This window comes from Pseudomonas sp. HY7a-MNA-CIBAN-0227 (assembly GCF_040310325.1).
Taxonomy (GTDB): Bacteria; Pseudomonadota; Gammaproteobacteria; order Pseudomonadales; family Pseudomonadaceae; genus Aquipseudomonas.
Window position 1 is genome coordinate 83,757 of sequence record NZ_JBEOPT010000002.1, and the last position, 20,314, is coordinate 104,070.

Genomic DNA, 20,314 nt, shown 5'->3' on the forward strand with positions numbered 1-20,314 from the left:
TGCTCCGGCACGGTAAGCGCTCGTAGCCGACCCGCGGCGAAGGCTGTGGCTGTGCTCATCTCCCGTAGCCTTGCCTCTCAGGCTCGTGTCGCCTGGGTGGTATTAACGCTATCCCCATGCAGCGCAGCATTACCGACTAAATCCCTACTGCTAATGAGCAGAAATAAAGGTCGCTGCTCAGTCCGAGCTGCCTCTCACCAGCACGTAATGTCGTGGGCTGCTATCAGTGTATGGCCGAAGCAGACCGTTCTTCGAGATTAACTTATCAGCGATAGTTGTCCTTGAGGGCGTTGTGTATCGCGGTCGCCGCAGTCGCCGCATGGGCGACTCCAACACTCATCTGATTGAGCGCGTTGACTACATCGCCCGCCGCGTACAACCCTAGGACTGACGTGCGCTGGTCGGTGTCCACCACCAACTCGCCATCGCTCTCAAAAGTTACGCCGAGGCTTTTGGCCAATTCGGTCCGTGCGTTGGAGCCAAGCATCGGGTATAGGGTGTCGAAACTGAGTTCGTCGCCGTTAGCCAAGCGTAGCGCCACACGATGCCCTTTGATCTTGCGGATTTGCTCGATCGGTTCCTCGATGAGACGGACGCCTGCCTGTGCAATTTTGAGACGTTCGTCGTTGTCTAGTTCTCTGCCGCCCGGTTGCACAATAAGTGTGAGCTGGCGGGTGTAGGTACGGAGAAATAGCGCATGCTTGAAACCTTCCTCGGCGGAGGCGAGAAGAGCAATGTCCTGGTCGATGACATCGTATCCGTCGCAAATCGGGCACCAACGCACATAGCCACCGAGAGTGGCCTCACGTAGATTGGGTATCTCAGGAGGCTTATCAATAACGCCGGTGGCAAGAATCACAGTTGACGCAACAACGCGGTCATCGTCGATGTCGGCGATGAAGTCGTCTCCTCGCTTTGATAGTGCTTTCACGGTGGCTCGTCGGACATAAACATTGTAGCGCTCTGCCTGATTGCGCAGCCGAGCCAACAACTCGGCGCCCGAAACACCTTGAGGAAAACCGGGATAGTTGTGCGTGATCGGGATCAGCTCCGCACGGCTCTGGCCGGCATCAACCAGGAGAACCTGTCGGCGATAGCGCGCCAAATAGATAGCCGCCGTCAGCCCGGCAGGGCCTGCACCGACGATAAGGCAATCCACCACATGATATTGAGCCTGCTTGCTTGTCATCCGGCTTTCCTTCTATTGCCGACGCTGCCGGAGCCAGAGTCATTTGGCAGTGAATTGAGGCGCCCAGTTCTAACTCCAAAAACTACTGTTTCAGGCGGTCAGACCACCGGCCAACTTGGTATCTATCATTCATTTACCGAGCTGAAACGCTGTCTAAGTCACTGCGTAGCGTTGTCCGAAACTGATAATTAACGGTGTTGGCCTCGGCAGACGCAAGCATCTCGCCGTCTCGCGCCACGACCACGAACGGGTCGCCGGACGACTGTAAAACCGTCGTTTCCGGCAACCGATTAGTCATTTTTGACCGCGTACGATCACTTTGGCGTAAGCGCAGCCTCGGTCCCTCTAAAGTTGGCCATTTTCGAGACGCCCAGCCAGCGTACTTGCGCGGCGCCCCGATCAGACCGTATCTGGCGGTACCAAAGCGCGGAGCGGTCATATCCAACACATTGCACGGGGTATAATCGCTCCGCCGACCACGCGGCTCATCCGCGCCACGAGCAGGACAATACCGGCCATCATGCAGTTATCGAAATTAGCTCGAACAGAACGCTTTGGCCCATGTTCTGGTCTCGCAATGTCTCTACTGCTCTCAAACGATTTTGCTTCTCAACGCGCAGTGACAGAGGAAGAAGATCATCTCGGACTCAAATAGTGCCTTTGCTTGCAGGTCTTTGGCCTATCTCGAATGGTTTTGGAAATCCATGGACCAAGCGCAGCATAGTTTTCGTCCAGTACCAGTTCACCGTGATATGCGCCGGCAGCGAATTACCGTCCAAACCGGCGCGGTTATTTCCTTCAAAGATACGGCGCACAGATCGACTTCGGCATCACCATAGTCATGGCTTTTTATTCGCTTTAATCCACTGATCGAATACGGCGATTTCCTTCTTCTGTGCGGCAATTATGTCCTTGGCCATACGGAGCATCTCTGGATTTTTTCCGTTCTGGAGTTCGGCTTGCGCCATCTCGACTGCCATTTGGTGGTGCATGCGCATGTTGGCCGCGAAGTCATAATCCACGTCACCAGTCATGGACATGCCGCCCATTTGTTTCATCATCTTCGAATGATCCTTCTGCTCGGAAGGCATCTGCATCGCTTCGCTTTTCGTGGGTTCTGCGGCATTAGTCCACGTCGGCGCTGCTGCCATTACCGCGACAGCCATCGCTACCACCCTCATCGACAAAGTGAACCGGCTAGAGCTGTTGTGCTTGATATGCTGTGACATTGTGAATCTCCTATTAGCGCCGAAGGGTTGGCACATGCATGCCATGGCCCCCGAACACGGAAATTGCTATTTCTGTACTGCATGGGGCTTGACTAACTCTGTTCGCCAGCCATTTTTCGGCAGATCTCTGCGCATTCACGGCAGGCCCTGACGCAATCTTCCATACCACCGACCTGTTCGCAGCTCTTCACGCAAGCATCACAGATCTCGGCGCAAACCCCACAAACGTGGTGGTGAAAGGTGGAACCACTCAACAAGAAATTGGCCGACGTCTGACAGATCTCGGCGCAGTTGATCATTAGGCGAAAATGTTCGGCCTCAAGGTGTTTACCCCCCGCCTCAAGGCAATGGGTCATCGCTGTATTCAGACAGGTTTTGTGGCAGTCGCTACACGCCTCAACGCAAGGCCGCAGGTATTGGTGAGTGTTTCTGTGAGAGGTAACCGGGGTGTCGCTCATAGCTATGTTCTCCATTGCATCCAAGGAAAGACAACACTAGCAGTGGTGCTGAGACCAGCGGCATTCGATAATTTCTATTAAAAACAACTGATCATTTCAGACTGATCGCGGATGAGTGATACTGCAGACAAGCACCAAGCGTAACGCGAGCAAGATGCTGTTAAATAGCATTCAAGTAAGTGCATACCCAAGGGCCAAGGGCTCATATTTCACCCTAGACCACGCTCGGCGGACAGTCGACTGAAATTAAAATTACATTTCTGTCAGCTCTTGGTTGGTTAACACTTCGTTGCGAATTGAGTTTAGTACCGAACGTCACCTAATAACGGTCGAAACACAAATTATAGGCGCGCTGTTAAGCATGCCATTAATTGAGTAAAGACCTTGCCTGACAGATATGTAATGTTAACGGCAGCTTTCTGACAGGTATCATTAGCTACTCTCTAACCATCAGTGAATTAGAGTTAGGAGAGGGTCATGAAATCATTGAAGGCAGTCATCGCTATTGCGGTATTGGCAGTTTCGTCCTTTGCCATAGCTGAGGGTGGAGGGGATCGCGTCTTTGGTCGGATGATGCAAGAAAATCAGCAGGCGATGGAGCAATATGCCATCAAAAATGGTAAGGCCATACCTGAGGTTGTTCATTACCAGTATGGTTTGAACCTTGATATCGCAAAAGTTATCAGTATGACCCCAACCACAGGATCTAGATACTGTGGGTTGGCCCCTTCGCGTATGACCTACGAAGACTCGAGTGGCAAGTTGAATACCCTCGAGTACCAAGTGCTGGTCAGTAATTGCCCTCATGGTGGCTGATCGCTTACGGTCCAAGTGCATTAGAGAAACTAAGGTTTATTTATGGAGCACCAAGTGGATAATTACATTCCGCTGACAAAAAAGTAATTTTTAGGTCATGCTAGCGTTATTTTAGATGTGAAACTATGCTGCTGCACGCAGGGTGTTCACCTGCATGCTTATAATCATAAATATTTCACATTAAAACTCTGCCAAGCAAAAGCCTGGGGTATTACATGAATAATAATAATAACTTTTATGGTCTTTCCCTCATTGCCCTTGGCATGAGTCTGGGGCAGGTTGCAGTGGCCGTTGAGCAAAAGCCAGAGGGGTTCATTGAGGGGAGCAGTTTTAACATTCTCAACCGAAATCTCTACTTCAATCGCGACTTTCGCAACGGTCAGTCCAGTCGAACGGGGAACGGTTACTCCGAAGAGTGGGCTCACGGAATTATCGGACGTTTTGAGTCAGGCTTCACACAGGGCACTGTGGGCTTCGGCATTGATGCATTCGCAATGCAGGGGATCAAGCTTGACTCGGGTGATGGCCGTTCTGGAGCCGGTGGCACAGTAGACATCATGCCCTACAACAGCAAGGGTCAGCCTGAGGATACCTATTCAAAAGTCGGTGGAGCAGCCAAGCTTCGCTTGCTAGATACGGTCGTCAAGGTTGGGGACGTATTTCCTTCCACGCCTGTTGTGGCGTATGGGGACTCACGACTGCTGCCTGAGAGCTTTCGTGGCGCCACGTTTGCCAACACCAGCATTGAAGGCCTGACCTTGCAGGGTGGTCGCCTGCATGCGATGAGCCAACCGAATTCAAGCAGCATGCGCGATGGTTTCGCTACGTTCTATGCAGGATCTGTAGACGCGCCTTGGATCGCCTACTTGGGTGGCGATTACACCGTTAACGAACATATCGGTGTGAGTCTCTATACCAGCCGCTTCAAAGATGTGTGGAACCAGTATTACGCTGGCACCACGTTAAGCTACCCACTTTCCGAGACTGTCGCGCTGATTGGTGGCCTGAACTACTACCGAGCAGTCGACGAGGGAAAAAAACTGCTGGGCAGCTTCGATAACAACATCTGGAGCGGTAAGACCGGTATCCAGTTTGGTGCCCACACGCTGACCGTTGGCTACCAGCGCAGCAATGGGGATGACGATTTTGATTACCTGCGCCAATCTGATTCTATTTTCCTGGATAACTCTATCCAATACAGCGACTTCAACTCCCCGAAAGAGCAATCCTTGCAGCTACGCTATGACTTGAATATGCAGTCCTTTGGCATTCCTGGCCTGAGCTTCATGACTCGTTACGCGAAGGGCTGGGATGCTGACTACTCGAATGCGAACAGCGTCTATATGCGCCGAGGAGCTGATGGCGCTCCACTGCAGGACCAGAAGCGTTGGGAGCGAGACATCGAGGCTAAGTACATCATTCAAGCCGGCTCCCTGAAAGACATGTCCTTCCGTGTGCGCCAAGCGACGACTCGGGCTACCGCCTTCGAATCAGATTTGGATGAGATTCGTCTGATTGTGGAGTACCCGCTGCAAATTCTCTAAATCGAGCATTAGCTACCTAGCTCACCAGGTACAACCCGTCTCTTTGTTACTCCTTTGGTTGGGAGGCGGCTTAGGCGCCCTTGTGGCGCCTTTTTTTATGGTGCGCCAGGCATGGCGCGTTGCGCGCAAGCGCAACCAGTTTGGCTGTGGTGGCCACACTGGTGACTTGGAGGTGAAAGTCCTCTACACACCCGGCAAGGGGAAGTGTTAGCCAGAGGCAAGGGTGTCGCGGGTGACCGCGAATCTGAAGGAAGCCCGAGGCAAAATGCTGGCCTGACGAACAGGAAGCGGATTAGGCGGCACAGCGGGGTAAGGTAGCCATAATTGCCCAAGCCCAATACTTGCACGGAGCGCTGTGACGTAAATCCGACAGGCATAAGCAGGAAGGTCGCGCGAATTACCCTGGGAGATCTGTTTAGCCTGCCATGTGCTACCGGCATCGCGAGATGACGGGATGGGCGACAGAAGTCAACAGAGGCCGTAGTAGCTGCTCGAAACCGGAGCAATGAAGGGCTGAACCTGCCATGAGTGGATAGTCGGGTGTGATCTCTGCAGAGCGTAAAGCAGAAACTCCGCGTAGCGGGGGTCGAGACCATCAGGAGGTAGGAGCCGGAAGCTCCGAGGGCCGGTCTGGGCGCTTAGATACCGCAGGCGACACATCAACGGAACCAAACTCGCTGACGCTGTTTGTCAGTAGGCAGGAAGCGTTGTGCACCAGCCGATCCAAAATGGCATCGGCCAAGGTCGGATCGACGATAAGCTCATGCCATTTGTCCACCGGCATAGAGCGGTCATCCAGCAACTCCAGCATGTCGCGCCGTTGCTCGGCGGTAAGCGGCACAAGCCCCCAGTCGAGGATCAGCAGATCGGTCTTGGCGTAGCTGTCCATCAGTTTCGCGAAGAGGTCTTCCAGCAGGTGTGGCAGGCGCAGGTAGCGCACTCTGTAGCCGTTGTACCCACGCCCTTGGAGTCGCCATGATCAGGTTCAGCCCAACGCACTGCCACCAGCGTCGATCTCTATCAGCCGTGTTTTGACGCAGTTCCGATAGAGTTCGATCACCGATTGATTATAAAGGTCGCCCCCTGCCAGACCAAAAAATCAGACTGCTGGATGACGTTGCACAAACAATCATGGGGCGTGCAGTGGCGGACACAATCACTTCATGGCCTGCTTCCTTCCGAGGGTATGGATTCAACCGCGAGGCGTCGTCGGCGCATCAATCGGTAAGCTGCCGGGATGACAAATAGGGACAGTAAGGGCGCGGTAACCATACCACCGACCATGGGCGCAGCGATGCGGCTCATTATTTCGCTACCGGAACCGCTGCCCAATAGGATCGGTAATAGGCCAGCAATGATGACCGCCACCGTCATGGCCTTGGGTCGAACCCGCTGCACGGCTCCTTCGCTAATTGCTGCTATTAGCCCTCGCTCGGTACTGTCGCCGGCCTCTACACGTTCGGCCCAGGCGTTTTTCAAGTAGAGCAGCATGATCACGCCGAATTCGGCAGACACACCCGCCAGAGCAATGAATCCGACGCCGGTAGCCACCGACAGGCTAAAGCCGAGTAGGTAGAGGAACCATGCCCCACCAGTAAGGGCGAACGGCAAGGTGGCCATGATCAGCAAAGCCTCGTCGAATCGGGAAAACGTCAGGTACAGCAGCACGAAAATGATCATCAGCGTGGCCGGCACTACCAGCTTGAGCCGTGCGTTGGCTCGTTCAAGAAACTCGAACTGCCCCGAGTAACTCAGGCTCATGCCTGGCTGCAGCTTGACCTGCTCATTGACAACACGACGCAGATCGGCAACCACTGAGGCAATGTCCCGGCCACGTACGTCGATATACACCCACCCGGAAGGTCGGGCGTTCTCGCTCTTGAGCATCGGCGGGCCTTCACTGACCTTGACCTTCGCCACCGTGCCAAGGGTGATCTGGCTCCCTAGCGGAGTGTAGATCGGCAGTTGCTCTAGGGCGCCAAGCGAATCACGCCACTCTCGGGGATAGCGCACATTGATCGGAAAACGGGCGAGCCCTTCAATGGTCTCGCCAACATTCTCACCACCAATAGCACCGGCGACGATCGACTGCACATCAGCGATATTCAACCCGTAGCGGGCAGCGGCTTTGCGGTCGATATCCACATCGATGTAGCGGCCGCCCGTCAATCGTTCAGCCAGAGCCGAACTGACCCCGGGCACGTTTTTGGCTACGCGCTCGACCGCCTGAGTCGCCGCGTCGATTTCCGTCAAGTTTGTGCCGGCAATTTTCACTCCAATCGGACTCTTGATCCCAGTGGCGAGCATGTCCATGCGGTTGCGGATCGGTGGTATCCAAATATTAGTCAGCCCAGGGACGCGCACCACTCGATCCAACTCTTCCACCAATTTTTCCTGGGTCATACCAGGACGCCACTGTTCGCGTGGTTTGAACTGGATAGTGGTCTCGAACATCTCCAGCGGCGCCGGGTCGGTAGCGGTTTCGGCACGACCAGCCTTACCAAAAACGTGTTCGACTTCGGGTACCGTCTTGATCAAGCGGTCGGTCTGTTGCAGCAGCTGCGCCGCTTTCTGTGCCGACAACCCCGGCAGAGCCGAAGGCATATAGAGCAAATCGCCCTCGTCCATTGCAGGAAGGAACTCGCCACCCAAACGAGAGATCGGCCACAACGCGCTGAGGAAAACCATTAACGCGATTAATAGGGTGACTTTGGGTCGATGTAACACCGCATCAAGGGCCGGCTGATAGATCCTGATCAACCAGCGGTTTAGCGGGTTCTGGTCCTCTTTGGGGATCCGACCACGAATCCAGTAACCCATCAGTACCGGCACCAGGGTTACCGAGAGTCCGGCCGCCGCCGCCATGGCATAGGTCTTGGTGAAGGCCAATGGACCAAACAGACGACCCTCTTGAGCCTCCAGGGTGAACACCGGGATGAACGATAGGGTGATGATCAGCAGGCAGAAAAACAGCGCCGGCCCCACCTCCGCCGCCGCTTCGGTTATCACATGCCAGTGACGTTCGCCCTTCAACTCCTCCCCAGGATGGGCCACATGCCAAGCCTCGATCTTCTTGTGAGCGTTCTCGATCATTACCACGGCGGCGTCGACCATGGCGCCGATGGCAATAGCAATCCCGCCAAGGGACATGATGTTGGCGTTGATTCCTTGATGCCGCATGACGATGAAGGCAATGAGCACCCCCACCGGCAAAGAGATAATGGCCACTAGGGATGAACGTAGGTGCCAGAGAAATATCCCACAGACCAACGCGACGACGATGAACTCCTCAAGCAGTTTGTAGCTGAGGTTTTCCACTGCGCGGTCGATCAGTTTGCTGCGGTCGTAGGTGGTGACGATTTCCACCCCGGTCGGCAGACTGCTTTTCAGGTCGTCCAGTTTGGCCTTGACCGCCGCAATGGTTTCGCGAGCGTTCTTGCCGCTGCGCAGAATCACCACGCCGCCGACGGTTTCGCCTTCGCCGTCGAGTTCAGTGATGCCGCGGCGCATCTCCGGCCCCAGCTGGATCGTCGCCACGTCGCCTAGGGACACTGGCACCCCGCCAGCACCGAGCTTGAGCGGAATGGCACGAAAGTCATTCAGCGTCTTCAGGTATCCGGAGGCGCGCACCATGAACTCGGTCTCCGCCATCTCCAGCAACGCACCACCGGTTTCCTGATTGGCCTTGCCAATAGCGTCGGTTACCTCAGCCTGAGTGATACCGAGGCTGGCCAGCTTGAGTGGATCGAGTTGGACCTGATACTGCTTGACCATGCCACCCACGGTGGCCACCTCCGCAACGTTGGGCAGGGTCTTGAGTTCGAACTTGAGGAACCAGTCCTGCAAGGCGCGCAGTTGCGCCAGGTCGTGTCCGCCACTGCGGTCCACTAGTGCGTACTGATAGATCCAGCCCACGCCTGTGGCGTCTGGCCCCAAGGACGGTTTGGCGGAAGTCGGCAGTCGGCTTTGGACCTGACTCAAGTATTCCAGCACCCGGGAGCGGGCCCAATACAAATCGGTACCGTCTTCGAACAGCACGTAAACGAAGCTGTCGCCGAAAAAGGAATAGCCGCGTACGGTCTTGGCCCCTGGCACCGAGAGCATGGTGGTGGCCAACGGGTAGGTCACCTGGTTCTCAACGATCTGCGGCGCTTGTCCCGCATAAGGGGTGCGGATGATTACCTGAGCATCGGAGAGATCCGGAAGTGCATCGATCGGCGTGCTCTGAACCGACCAGACGCCCCAGACCGTGACGAAGATCGTCGCCAGCAGCACTAGAAATCGGTTGGCCACTGACCAGCGAATCAGGGCGGCGATCATGGCTGACCCCTTAGTTTTTCCAGGCGTTCAATGCGTAAACCATCATCGGTTTGGCTAACCGATACCCTAACCTTGTCTCCCGTCTTGAGACCTTGAACGAGAGCAGGGTCAGTCAATGGGAAGGTCATGGTCATACCAGGCATGCCCAGCGTCTTGAACGGACCAAGGGCGATTGTTACGTCTTGGTTATTGATCTCGACGATCTGCCCATCCGCCTCATGAAAGCTGGAGGCTGCTGCGCTGGGTGGTGACATTTCCAGCGTGCTCGCAACAATGCCCTTGAGACTGGCCTCAGAGTCGAGCAGGAACTGTCCAGAGCTGACTACCTGCTGACCTTCTTCCAACCCCTTCAATACCACCGTTTTGCCTTCGTTTTCCTGCCCGAGTTGCACTTCTAGGGGGCGGTAGCGACCCGCGTCTTCGGCGAGCATCACCAGGACGCGTCGGCCGGTGCGAATGATTGCCTCGCTCGGCACCCACAGCACGCTTTGTTCGGTAGAGCGTTTTAGGTGCACCTGGGCCGTCATGCCCGGCCTGAGTCGCCCATCAGGGTTGGGCAGTTCGACCCGGACACGCACAGTTCGGCTGTCGGGGTTGGTTTCGGGCAGAATCGCACTGACTGTGCCCTTGAGCACTGTTCCCGGAAAGGCTGGCAAACGTGCTTCTACCGCTTGCCCCATGATGATCGATCCAGTCTCCGACTCTGGTACGGCCACTGCCAGCCAGACGCTGCTCAATCCATTGACTCGAGCCAGAGTCTCGCCGGCCGCCACGGTCATACCCGAGCGTACATCCAACTCTTGCAGTACACCGCTAATGGGGCTGGTGAGCGTCAGGACCGGCTGGGTCTTGCCGCTTCGCTCCACTTGAGCAATCAGCGGTGCTGGCATCCCGGTCAAGCGCAAGCGCTGGCGTGCTGCCGCCAGCAAGTCGGCATCGCCACTGCGTTTGAGTGCGAGAAACTCTTCCTGAGCAGCGGCCCATTCCGGTACCAGGATATCGGCCAAAGCCGCATGGGCTTTGAGCACATCGCCTGGAGCACGGGCGTACACTCGCTCCACAAAGCCAGCAGTACGCGATTGAATCACTGCAACATCCCGCTCGTTGAATGCCAACACACCGACCACGTCCAAGTTGGAAGTAAGCACGCCGCGAGTGACTGTGGCCACTCGCAAACCGAGATTCTGGGTCAGGCTGGGGTCGATACTGATGGCCGCACTGTCCGCTGCAGCATCCGCGTAGCGGGGCTTCAACTCCATATCCATAAAGGGAGACTTGCCTGGTTTATCGAACTTCTGCTGCGGGGACATCGGGTCGTACCAATACAGTACTTTGCGTTCGTCTTGGGCTTTAGGGGCCTGTTCGGCTGCGCTATCAGGCATGCGCTGTTGAGCGAACCAGTAACCGCCGGCAGCGCCCAAGGTAATCGAGAGACCTGCCAGCAAAGCCCCTTTCCAGATTCGAGTACTCATTGATTGGTGTCCCCATAGGCGAAATACAGGCGAGCACTGGTGAGGGCTCGCTGTTCTTCGAAGTCGATCTGTTTGAGGCGGGCCTCGATGAGTTCACGTCGGGCAGTGATGACAGGTGCCAGGTCGCTTTTACCGGCCCGGTAGCTGGCCATGGTCATCCCGACTTTTTCCTTGGCCAGGGGTAACAGACTGTCCTGGCTGCGGTACACGGCACGGTTCAGACGCTCGTATTCGGCCAGATCGTCCTCCAGTTGCTGGGTGTGTTCACGTACGAGAGCTTCGCGCTCGGCCTCCAACTGATTCAGTTCAGCGTGTTTGGCGGCGATCTTCGGGTTCTGTCGGGACTCGGGGAACAGTGGCAAGTCGAACGTGAACTGCACGCTGACCATGTCGCCGAACTGACGGTTGCGGCGCTGGTAATCAAGCTCCCAACTCCAGTCGGACTGCTTTTCGGACTCTGCTTCACGGACCTTGGCCTGCGCTTCGCGAGTCATTGGCGCGTATGCCGCCAATGCGGGGTGATATTGCAGCTTATGGGAATAACCTGAGGTATCGATGGGCCACTCGGGCAAGCTGCCGACGGGCTGGTCATTGGCCGCTGGGCCAATCCAGCGTTTGAGGGCCGCTCGGGCTTGCGCACGCAGGCGAATTAACTCGTCCTGTTGTTCCGCCAACTGAGCCGCCTCCTGTTTCGGCGTTACTGCATCGGCAGGTTGGGCACGACCACCGGCGATCTGCGCCCGGACGGTATCGGCCAACAGACGGTTCTCCCGGTAAAAATCCTGAAACAGCACCTCTTTACGCTCGACGGAGTAGCTGCTGATCCAGGCCAATGCCGTGGCCTGACGAACGTTCAGCCGCTCGACACGGCCTTCGGCCGCGGCTCGATCTACGGCCGCCTCGGCAACTTCGATACGCGCCCTACGCTTGTCACGATTGGGCACCTCCTGCATGACGCCGACCATCTGCATGGTCATACCGTCCTGCTCGAGGCGCCAGCGGTCAGGGCCACCGATGGGATAGTCTTGTATGCCCAGCAGGAGCTTCGGGTCGGGTAGTTCTCCAGCTGGAATGGCGGCGCTGCTGGCCGCTTGCAGTTTGGCCGCTTGGGCGGTCAGCGATGGTGCATTGTTTTCAGCCAACCGTAAGGCTTCGTCGAGTGTCAGGGGTGCAGCAAGGCTTGGCAATGCCAGCACGCTTGCCGCCAGGGCAGCCACGAGGGGCCAACCGGTGCAGTAGCACTTGGGATTCATGTTCACGATTCCTGTGATGATCCACTGCGCGTGTCTTGGGCTCGCGCGCAGATATGCCATCCCGCGCCAGGGCGGGATGAGGCTCAGTGGGGTACAGGAATCAAGCGCGAGGCGGTCGCCACACCCCGGAGGGAGCCTGAGTAGACAGGGAGTCGCTGAAGATTGTTAGTATTTGCGGACTGGACAAACGGGTGGCAGGTTTCCCCAACAACACTTGTAGCAGACTGGCGCTCCTGCATTCCTGACCAGGTTTGCAGGGTTTGCCATGATCGGCGGAGCTGCTCATATCACCGCAACAGTCCTGGTTCATATCATCCATCATGGTCATACCCGTCGTGTTCGTCGGGCAAGGTTCTGTCGGTGACTGAATGCCCGCCATCCCGCTCAGGGGAAGCGCCAAGCTGATCAGAAAAATGAGGAACAACCGCAGATAGCGTTTCATGCGAGGAAGTTTAGTCGCTGGCGACGGGCGATACCATTACGAATCTGTCAGGTAGAACCAGCAGCAACGGCGCTCCTTAATTTAGCGGCCTGTCTATACGCATGCTGATAGGTCAGGCTTCGTAAATGATTGTCTCGTGAGTCGGTAATGCCACGATAAGGATCACCGAAATGGGTAGAACCAGTGGACCGTGCCGAGAACAGCGCTCAACAACAGATAGATACCCGCCAAACACCTACTATCCTACCGCCTATAAGTTTGTTGAGCAGATAGCTCAATATGAGCTCGCCGCAACAGAATCACTGGACGCTGTAGATACACTTGCGGACGACAGCCAAGGAAACTGGAATATGTCCGAGACAATAGCTACACATAGCATTCCCCGTACGGTCTGGGCGCTAGGTTTCGTCAGCCTGTTCATGGACTTTTCTTCAGAAATGGTTCATAGCTTGCTGCCTATCTTTCTGGTGGGCACTCTAGGCATCAGCATAATCACTCTGGGTCTGATCGAGGGCATTGCGGAGGCGACGGCCCTGATAGTGAAAGTGTTTTCAGGGGCGATCAGCGACTACGTCGGTCGTCTCAAGGGCTTGCTGCTGGTTGGCTAGGGTCTTGCGGCACTCACCAAGCCGCTCTTTCCATTGGCTCACTCTGCAGAAATGGTGTTCACCGCACGCTTTCTGGATCGGATCGGCAAAGGTATTCGCCGCGCTCCACGTGATGCCCTGGTCGCTGATGTATCGCCACCGCATATCCGTCGCTTGCTTCGGCTTACGTCAATCCATGGATACGATAGGGGCCTTCCTCGGGCCAGCAGTAGCCATCCGCCTGATGTATGCCTTCAGTGAAAACATTCCACTGGTGTTATGGATCGCGGTGATACCGGCGTTGGTAGCGGTCAGTCTGATTTTTATTGGCGTCGATGAGTCCGAACACGAGCATTCAGCTCAGCGCTTTCGTTCACCCTGGCACGTTTTAGTGAGGCCTTCCTGGGCTTGCGCGCTCAGCAAGCAGGGTTGTCTGCAACCTGGGTGCCGATAGTAATGGTGGTGATGGCCTTGTTCTACACGCTCTCGGCCTACCCTGTGGGGAAGCTCTCTGACCGTGTAAGTCGCACAAGTCTCCTCAGGGTCGGGTTGATATTGCTGATCTTGTCCGATCTGGTTCTAGCCAGTGCCGAGTCCGTCTCAATGTTGATACTCGGCGTCGCCCTATGGGGACTTCATATGGGATTTAGTCAGGGGCTACTGGCTGCGCTTGTCGCTGACACGACACCGGCAGAATTGAAAGGAACCGCTTTCGGGATTTTCAACCTGGTGAGTGGTGTATCCATGTTGCTGGCAAGCGGGATTGCGGGGTTATTTTGGCAAACGTATGGCTCAGCAATGACATTTTATGCCGGCGCGGTTTTTTCTGCGATAGCGCTCATACTGCTGATAGCACAACGTAGCAAGAGCACACATCGCTTGCATGATCACGGGCAGTGATCATGCAAGAATCAAGGAAAGTTTGAAACTTAGTTTGCCATGTACTCGGCAATCACTTGGTCAGTACCTGCTTTGCTCAGGCCGATGACCTGATAAACATCCTGCTTCCCACCGACCTCCATGCCAGGCGAGCCTGCCGGCATGCCCGGCACAGCTATCCCGATAAGGTCGTCGCGTTTGCTCAAAGCAACTATTTGCTCGGCAGGCACGTGGCCTTCAACAAACTTGCCGTTGATCACCGCGGTGTGGCATGACGAGAGACGCGGAGCAACACCCAGGCCCTGCTTGACCGCGCTCATGTTGGTTTCTACATGATCAACGACGGTGAAGCCGTTAGCTTCAAGGTGCTGCATCCACTTCTTGCAGCATCCACAGTTAGCGTCACGATGGACGTCGATCGTCATCGATTCTGCTGCATGACCAGCGGAACTGATAAACAGAGCCGCGAATGCAGCGAGGCGAAGTGCCCGGCCAGGACGAAGAAAGTTATTTCGCATGGGTATGCTCCTTCCCATCAGCATGGGTATGAGTTTTTGGCTGATCCGCAGGAGCATCTGCACCCTCAGTATGAGCATGCTCAGTACTTTCATCCTGAGAGGGTGCTGCGTCTTCATCATGAAGATGCGCACTATTTTTGTCGTCATGATGATCGTCGGACTCAGCTACTTCTTCAGCGCCGCCTGCATCATGATGTCCAGCGGCAGCCTCTTTTTGACCGTCATGCTGTCCTTCATGGTTATGCATTTTGGTCTCGCCGCCACCGTGTTGGTGGCCATCGCTGCTTGCTGTCAGGGCCTTATATTGCTCTGCATCCAAGGCGGGAAGCTGCTGAAGAAAAGCAACCATCCCCCAGATGTAGGGGTCGGCCATGCTTTTGCCCCAGGCTGGCATGCCTGTGGACTTGATACCGTGCTTGATGATCCAGAAGGCGGCAGCTGGATTTCCATCAACGCCCAGTTTTGAAAGATTTGGAGGTGCCGGGTAAAGGCTTTTACTCAACTCGGTTCCAGCGACACTCGGAGCGAGGTGGCAGCCAATGCACATTGAGTTGTAATTGCCTGCACCTGCACGAATGAGAGCTTCATCGCTTAGGCTCTGTACGTAAACCCAAGAAATACGATTTTCTGTAAAATACACCGCCATTAAAGCCAGGAGGCCAAGATGGCAAAGCGGTATGAACTCCCCGACGCAGCCTGGGATCTGGTTGCAGATATCTTCACCAAAAATCAGCGCACCGGGCGCCCTCGGGCCGATGATCGCCTGATGCTAAACGGTATTCTCTGGGTGCTTTGCTCTGGCGCAGCCTGGCGAGACATGCCCGAACGATTCGGCCCTTGGTCAACGATCTATCAACGGTTCCGAGGATGGCGTGATTGCGGAGCTTTTGATCAGATGCTCAAGCGTCTTCATATCCGATTGAATGAGCAGGGTTTGATTGACTTGGAAACATGGATGATCGACTCCACTGCCGTACGAGCAACCCGGGCCTCATCAGGTGCCGGGAAAAAAGGGGATTTGAAGAACCGCAAGACCACGCGCTCGGGCGCAGCCGGGGTGGCCTGACGACCAAGATTCACATGCTGTGCGACGCCAATGGTGTGCCTCTGCGTTTCCTGTTGTCAGGCGGACAAGCCAGCGATATAGCCTATGCCCAACCGCTACTCGATCAGGCTTGCATACCCAGCCTGCGCGGTCGCCCACGCAAGCGTTGCCGCTGGTTGCTGGCTGACAAGGGTTACGACGCTGAAGCGCTGCGCCAGTATTGTGATCGTTATCGCATGCAGCCAGTCATTCCGTTGCGAAGCATGAAGCGCAAAACCAAGCCAGGATTGCCTCGACTTTTTGATCGCCCCAAATATCGGCAGCGCAACATCATCGAACGCATGTTTGGCTGGCTGAAGGAGAACCGTCGCATCGTGACGCACTTCGACAAGCTCGCAACAAGTTTTGCGGCGATGGTCTCATTGGCCTGCGCTATGCGGTGCTTGCGACAATACTTTACGTACAGAGCCTAGGTCGGGGACTTTAATGTCGCGTGAACGCACTGCAATCGAGCGATCCCGAGCAGTGGACAGAAGTGCGTAAACGGGATCGGAGTGGGGTTCATCGGCCCCAACGTTGAACACACCAAAATGCACGACGCCGGCCCCCATGATGACTGCAACCACACCGGCAGCAGCCAACGTTTTTATTGTTCTTTTCATATAAGGTTCTCAAAACCACATCCGAATACCTACGACAAATCGCGCCTCGTTCGTATCCTCTCCTTCATCGCTAGCGAGGTCTGCGGTCTTGCCATAGGAGCGACTCCAGGTAACGCCGATGTAGGGGGCAAACTCGCGGACAAGCTCGTAGCGCAACCGCAAACCTACTTCGGTATTGGCCAAACCAGAACCAATGCCGCGTTGCGGGTCGTTTTTCCCGTAAAAATTCATTTCGGCTGTGGGCTGCAAGATCAAGCGATTGGTAAGCAGAATGTCGTAATCGCCCTCTAACCGAGCCGCGGTCTGCCCGTTCTCACCAATGAATGCGGTGGCTTCCGCTTCAAAGTTGTAGAGAGCCATCCCTTGGATACCCAAAGCGCCCCAAGTCTGTGGCGAGCCTGGTTTAAAATCTTGACGCACCCCGGTAACAACGTCCCACCACGGACTGATCGAGTGCCCCCACAGTGCTGTGAGTTCGGCGCTCTCGGTTACACCGTTGGTACGTTCACCTTCCGAACGCAGCCACAGACGATCAACGTCCCCACCGATCCATCCCGTAGCGTCCCAGCTCAGGGCACTGCCGTTGTCAGCGTCCTGATACTCGAACTGATCGAGGAGAAAGAACGTGTTGAGGCTTTTGTCAGAGAGGCCATGACCAGCCACCGGAGGAAAGGCGGCTTCACGATCAGCGTCGGTCAGTACCGGAATAGGGGTTCGGCTCGTGGTAGTCGCCCTTGCATCCATACTCATTTTGCTGTGGTCCATGCCTTCCATCTGGCCTTGATCCATTTGCCCATGATTCATTTTGCTATGGTCCATCGGCTTTTCTTGGCCTTGGCCCATGTTCATTTTACTGTGGTCCATAGGCTCCATCGAACCATGATCCATCTTGGAATGGTCCATCTGGCTGTCTTTGGCGGGGATCGACTTTTGAACCCCCGAGGGTTTCGAGTCCGAACTCGAGGGCATGGTCATCGACGGATCCATTGCCTCAGCGGCGTTCGCCAAGCCAAAAAAAGCGGGGCTGATGGAGACGGTCAGTGCCAGCAGGGTTGGGCGTAAAAAATTACTGGTCATGATCTCAATCCGCTTTTTTAGTTTTTTGGTCATGATCCATCGACTCATCGCTCATTTTGCTGTGATCCATCGAGCCATGGTCCATGGAACTGTGATCGGTTTTGGATTCATTGGTCTTGGGTTTTTGGGTTGACTCTGGCTTGTCCGTTGATGATGCAGGAGTTGGATGGGAATGATCGCCACCGCTTTCTCCTGCCAGTGCAACGGGCACTCCCCCTAATAGGCCAATGACGAGGGCGCAACCGATCAGCGACTTACGATTCAGATATGTGTTCATAACCCGTCTCCTTTACTCATCAACCCGTACTTCACGGAACATGCCCATTTCCATATGGAATAGCAGGTGGCAGTGATAGGCCCAGCGACCCAACGCATCAGCGGTGACTCGATAGCTGCGTTTGGTTCCTGGTGGCATGTCGATCGTGTGTTTGCGCACCATGAATTTCCCGTTCTCATCCTCAAGGTCACTCCACATACCGTGGAGGTGGATGGGGTGAGTCATCATGGTGTCGTTCACCAGCGTAATGCGCAGACGCTCGCCATACTTGAGGCGCAATGGTTCGGCGTCAGAGAATTTGATGCCGTTGAATGACCAGGCGAACTTTTCCATATGACCGGTCAGGTGCAGCTCAATGGTGCGATTGGGCTCGCGGCCATCCGGATCCTGGAAAGTGCTCTTAAGGTCAGAGTAGGTAAGCACGCGACGGCCATTGTTGCGCAAGCCAATACCCGGATCGTTGAGCTTCGGCGTAGGGGTCATGGCTTGCATGTCAACCAGGGGGTTATTGGTTTCGGAGGCGGGGTGAGTCTGCATCTCTCCGCCCATGCCGCCCATGCCGCCCATACCTGCCATACCGGACATGTCACCCTGGTCCATACCTGCCATATTGCTGTGGTCCATACCGGTCATATTGGACATGTCATCCTGGCCCATGCCGGTCATTTTGCTGTGATCCATGCCGGCCATACCGGACATGCCACCTTGCTTCGTAGCGCCGCCATCCATGCCCGCCATGCTGCCATGGTCCATACCGGCCATACCGCCCATCCCCATGTCATCCATGGTCACAAGAGGGCGAGGATCAATCGCCGGTATCGGCGCCTTCAATCCTTCGCGCACGGCCAAGGTTCCGCGCGCATAACCGGTTCGATCCATGGACTGGGCAAAAATGGTATACGCCTCTTGACTGGCAGGCTCGACGATCACGTCATAGGTCTCTGCCACGGCGATGCGGAATTCGTCGACGCTGACCGGGTTGACGTGCTGGCCGTCGGCGGCCACAACGGTCATTTTCAAGCCTGGGATACGGACGTCGAAATAGCTCATACCCGAGCCGTTAATGAAGCGTAGGCGCAGCTTCTCTCCCGGCTTAAAAATACCTGTCCAGTTACCGTTGGGGGCCTGGCCGTTCATGAGGTAGGTGTAAGTATCCCCACTGACGTCCGCGAGATCGGTGGGGTTCATTTTCATTTCGGCCCACATCTTCCGATCCGCCACTGTCGCGGACCAGCCTTTCTCGCTGACATCGTCGATGAAGTCGCCCACGGTACGCTTGTGGTGGTTGTAGTAGTCCGATTGTTTCTTGAGCTTGGCCATGACGCGAGCAGGATCTTCATCGGTCCAGTCGGTCAGCATCACCACGTAATCGCGGTCGTACTGAAAAGGCTCCGGCTCTTTTGAATCGATCACGATGGGGCCATATACGCCAGCTTGTTCCTGAAAGCCCGAGTGGCTGTGGTACCAGTACGTACCGTTCTGATGCACCTTGAATTTATACTCGTACATGCCATCGGGGGCGATGCCGTGGAAACTCAAGCCCGGCACTCCATCCATGTTGGCCGGCAAGATGATCCCGTGCCAATGGATTGAAGTGTCCTGATCCAGGCGGTTTTTTACCCGCAGCGTGACCGTTTCCCCTTCGCGCCAGCGCAGCAATGGTCCCGGCAAGGAGCCATTGATGGTCATGGCCGTGCGTGGCGAGCCGGTGATGTTTACCGGGGTTTCACCAATAAACAGATCAAATTCGTTGCCGGTGAGTACGCTCGGCAGACCAGGACTGGTCACTGCCCATACAGGAGTGCGCCAAAGGCCAAAGCCGCCGAGAATGCCACCAGCGGCCAAGCCTTTAACGAATGTCCGCCTAGAGGTTTTGGAATGCATGCCGTTTATATCCAGTCAGTCGAAAGGGAAACCGTGTGAAACACGCTGTGGATTATGCTTATAGGTTAGCGGGCTCTCAGGAGCTCGTCTCGAATCTCTATGAACCTTGCCCGCCGCCGCAAAGGACTAAACTCATAGGGCAGGCGAGCTCAGAAATTGCCACATTTTAACCACCGAGGTGATTACATTTCTGTCAGCTTGGGAGTGCATCGAGCCGTTCAATATTTGGCTTGGTCGACAGCGTTGGCTTTGCTCTCGGCTACTGGGGGTTGAGTGCCTTGCTTTTGGGCAATTTGGTACGCGTCCATTGACCTCTTCATTGCAGCCTCCATGCGCGCGAACGTCCGGTCACCGCCACCTTCGGCCATCGCCAGAGAAGAGACGGTCAAAGCGGCTATGACAAACAGGGTTTTAATGGATTTCATGGGGGTATCCTCGAATAAGTTTTGGTCATCCCGTTGAATCCACATTGAAAAATGATTCTTGGGGGCTGAGCTCAAGGCTCGATATAACTTTAGGACTCATCCCCTGTCAGAAACCTTAGGTGAATATTACAGTTGTGTCAGGCTGCCACTTTTCTATTGAATAGCAGGCGGATTAATTCGTAAGCTCTCACTCATCCAAGTAACACTGCATCGTATTTAACCGATTAAAATTTATAT

General features: G+C 55.4%; 16 protein-coding genes and 2 pseudogenes. 4 read left to right on the forward strand and 14 right to left on the reverse strand.

Annotation, left to right across the window (positions count from 1 at the left end):
- Positions 1-265: 265 nt before the first annotated feature.
- The 3 genes from AAEZ06_RS03565 to AAEZ06_RS28515 all read right to left on the reverse strand — a co-directional run bounded on the left by AAEZ06_RS03565 (position 266) and on the right by AAEZ06_RS28515 (position 2,891).
- A complete protein-coding gene (locus tag AAEZ06_RS03565) occupies positions 266-1,189 on the reverse strand; it encodes an NAD(P)/FAD-dependent oxidoreductase (RefSeq protein ID WP_092230476.1) in 924 nt (307 codons plus the stop codon).
- A gap of 839 nt (positions 1,190-2,028) precedes the next feature.
- Positions 2,029-2,418: a DUF305 domain-containing protein gene (locus AAEZ06_RS03570; RefSeq protein WP_226926058.1), complete on the reverse strand. Its 390-nt coding sequence runs from the start codon at positions 2,416-2,418 to the stop codon at positions 2,029-2,031.
- Positions 2,419-2,510: 92 nt separating this feature from the next.
- Positions 2,511-2,891, reverse strand: coding sequence for a four-helix bundle copper-binding protein (locus AAEZ06_RS28515; RefSeq protein ID WP_478219646.1), 381 nt, complete (start codon positions 2,889-2,891; stop codon positions 2,511-2,513).
- Between the two features lie 462 nt (positions 2,892-3,353).
- Between AAEZ06_RS28515 and AAEZ06_RS03575 the strand changes: the two genes are divergently transcribed.
- Positions 3,354-3,692, forward strand: a complete 339-nt coding sequence (locus tag AAEZ06_RS03575; protein WP_034114901.1) for a DUF2790 domain-containing protein — start codon at positions 3,354-3,356, stop codon at positions 3,690-3,692.
- 215 nt (positions 3,693-3,907) lie between these two features.
- Positions 3,908-5,236 carry an OprD family porin gene (locus tag AAEZ06_RS03580; protein WP_034114902.1) on the forward strand — a complete coding sequence of 443 codons (1,329 nt, stop codon included), beginning with the start codon at positions 3,908-3,910 and terminating at the stop codon, positions 5,234-5,236.
- Between the two features lie 595 nt (positions 5,237-5,831).
- Here the strand turns inward: AAEZ06_RS03580 and AAEZ06_RS03585 are convergent.
- The 5 genes and pseudogenes from AAEZ06_RS03585 to AAEZ06_RS03605 form a co-directional block, all read right to left on the reverse strand.
- Positions 5,832-6,185 (reverse strand): annotated as a pseudogene (locus AAEZ06_RS03585) (ATP-binding protein); the annotation flags it as partial.
- Positions 6,186-6,397: 212 nt separating this feature from the next.
- Positions 6,398-9,556, reverse strand: coding sequence for an efflux RND transporter permease subunit (locus AAEZ06_RS03590; RefSeq protein ID WP_149414636.1), 3,159 nt, complete (start codon positions 9,554-9,556; stop codon positions 6,398-6,400).
- Complete coding sequence (locus tag AAEZ06_RS03595; protein WP_034114904.1) at positions 9,553-11,028, reverse strand: efflux RND transporter periplasmic adaptor subunit; 1,476 nt, start codon at positions 11,026-11,028, stop codon at positions 9,553-9,555. The genes AAEZ06_RS03590 and AAEZ06_RS03595 overlap by 4 nt, the downstream gene beginning before the upstream one ends.
- A complete protein-coding gene (locus AAEZ06_RS03600; protein WP_034114905.1) occupies positions 11,025-12,281 on the reverse strand; it encodes a TolC family protein in 1,257 nt (418 codons plus the stop codon). The genes AAEZ06_RS03595 and AAEZ06_RS03600 overlap by 4 nt, the downstream gene beginning before the upstream one ends.
- Positions 12,282-12,381: 100 nt before the next feature.
- Positions 12,382-12,723 carry a hypothetical protein gene (locus AAEZ06_RS03605; protein WP_080758782.1) on the reverse strand — a complete coding sequence of 114 codons (342 nt, stop codon included), beginning with the start codon at positions 12,721-12,723 and terminating at the stop codon, positions 12,382-12,384.
- A gap of 350 nt (positions 12,724-13,073) precedes the next feature.
- Here AAEZ06_RS03605 and AAEZ06_RS03610 point away from each other — a divergent pair.
- Positions 13,074-14,210: pseudogene (locus AAEZ06_RS03610) on the forward strand (MFS transporter).
- A gap of 29 nt (positions 14,211-14,239) precedes the next feature.
- On the opposite strand, the gene AAEZ06_RS03615 reads toward AAEZ06_RS03610, so the two are convergent.
- Both AAEZ06_RS03615 and AAEZ06_RS03620 read right to left on the reverse strand, forming a co-directional pair.
- Positions 14,240-14,707, reverse strand: a complete 468-nt coding sequence (locus tag AAEZ06_RS03615; protein ID WP_069553036.1) for a DUF411 domain-containing protein — start codon at positions 14,705-14,707, stop codon at positions 14,240-14,242.
- Positions 14,697-15,353 (reverse strand): c-type cytochrome, encoded by a 657-nt coding sequence (locus AAEZ06_RS03620; protein ID WP_083272243.1) that lies wholly within the window; start codon positions 15,351-15,353, stop codon positions 14,697-14,699. Before AAEZ06_RS03620 ends, AAEZ06_RS03615 begins: the two co-directional genes overlap by 11 nt.
- A gap of 18 nt (positions 15,354-15,371) precedes the next feature.
- On the opposite strand from AAEZ06_RS03620, the gene AAEZ06_RS03625 reads away from it, so the two are divergent.
- Positions 15,372-16,225, forward strand: a protein-coding gene (locus tag AAEZ06_RS03625) for an IS5 family transposase (RefSeq protein WP_115128421.1) whose coding sequence is annotated in 2 segments (ribosomal slippage) — positions 15,372-15,713 and positions 15,716-16,225 — 852 coding nt in all. Because the reading frame shifts where the segments join, the coding sequence is not laid out codon by codon here.
- Between the two features lie 198 nt (positions 16,226-16,423).
- Here AAEZ06_RS03625 and AAEZ06_RS03630 read toward each other — a convergent pair.
- The 4 genes from AAEZ06_RS03630 to AAEZ06_RS03645 form a co-directional block, all read right to left on the reverse strand.
- Entirely contained in the window at positions 16,424-17,524 is a 1,101-nt protein-coding gene (locus AAEZ06_RS03630) for a copper resistance protein B (protein ID WP_169850847.1), read from the reverse strand.
- Positions 17,496-17,768 (reverse strand): hypothetical protein, encoded by a 273-nt coding sequence (locus AAEZ06_RS03635; protein WP_139273583.1) that lies wholly within the window; start codon positions 17,766-17,768, stop codon positions 17,496-17,498. The genes AAEZ06_RS03630 and AAEZ06_RS03635 overlap by 29 nt, the downstream gene beginning before the upstream one ends.
- A gap of 12 nt (positions 17,769-17,780) precedes the next feature.
- The gene (locus AAEZ06_RS03640; protein ID WP_115128420.1) at positions 17,781-19,652 is read right to left on the reverse strand and encodes a copper resistance system multicopper oxidase; all 1,872 of its coding nucleotides are present in this window, start codon (positions 19,650-19,652) and stop codon (positions 17,781-17,783) included.
- A 218-nt stretch (positions 19,653-19,870) separates the two neighbouring features.
- On the reverse strand, positions 19,871-20,077 hold the full coding sequence (locus AAEZ06_RS03645; RefSeq protein WP_034114927.1) for a co-regulatory protein PtrA N-terminal domain-containing protein: 207 nt from the start codon (positions 20,075-20,077) through the stop codon (positions 19,871-19,873).
- Positions 20,078-20,314: the final 237 nt, after the last annotated feature.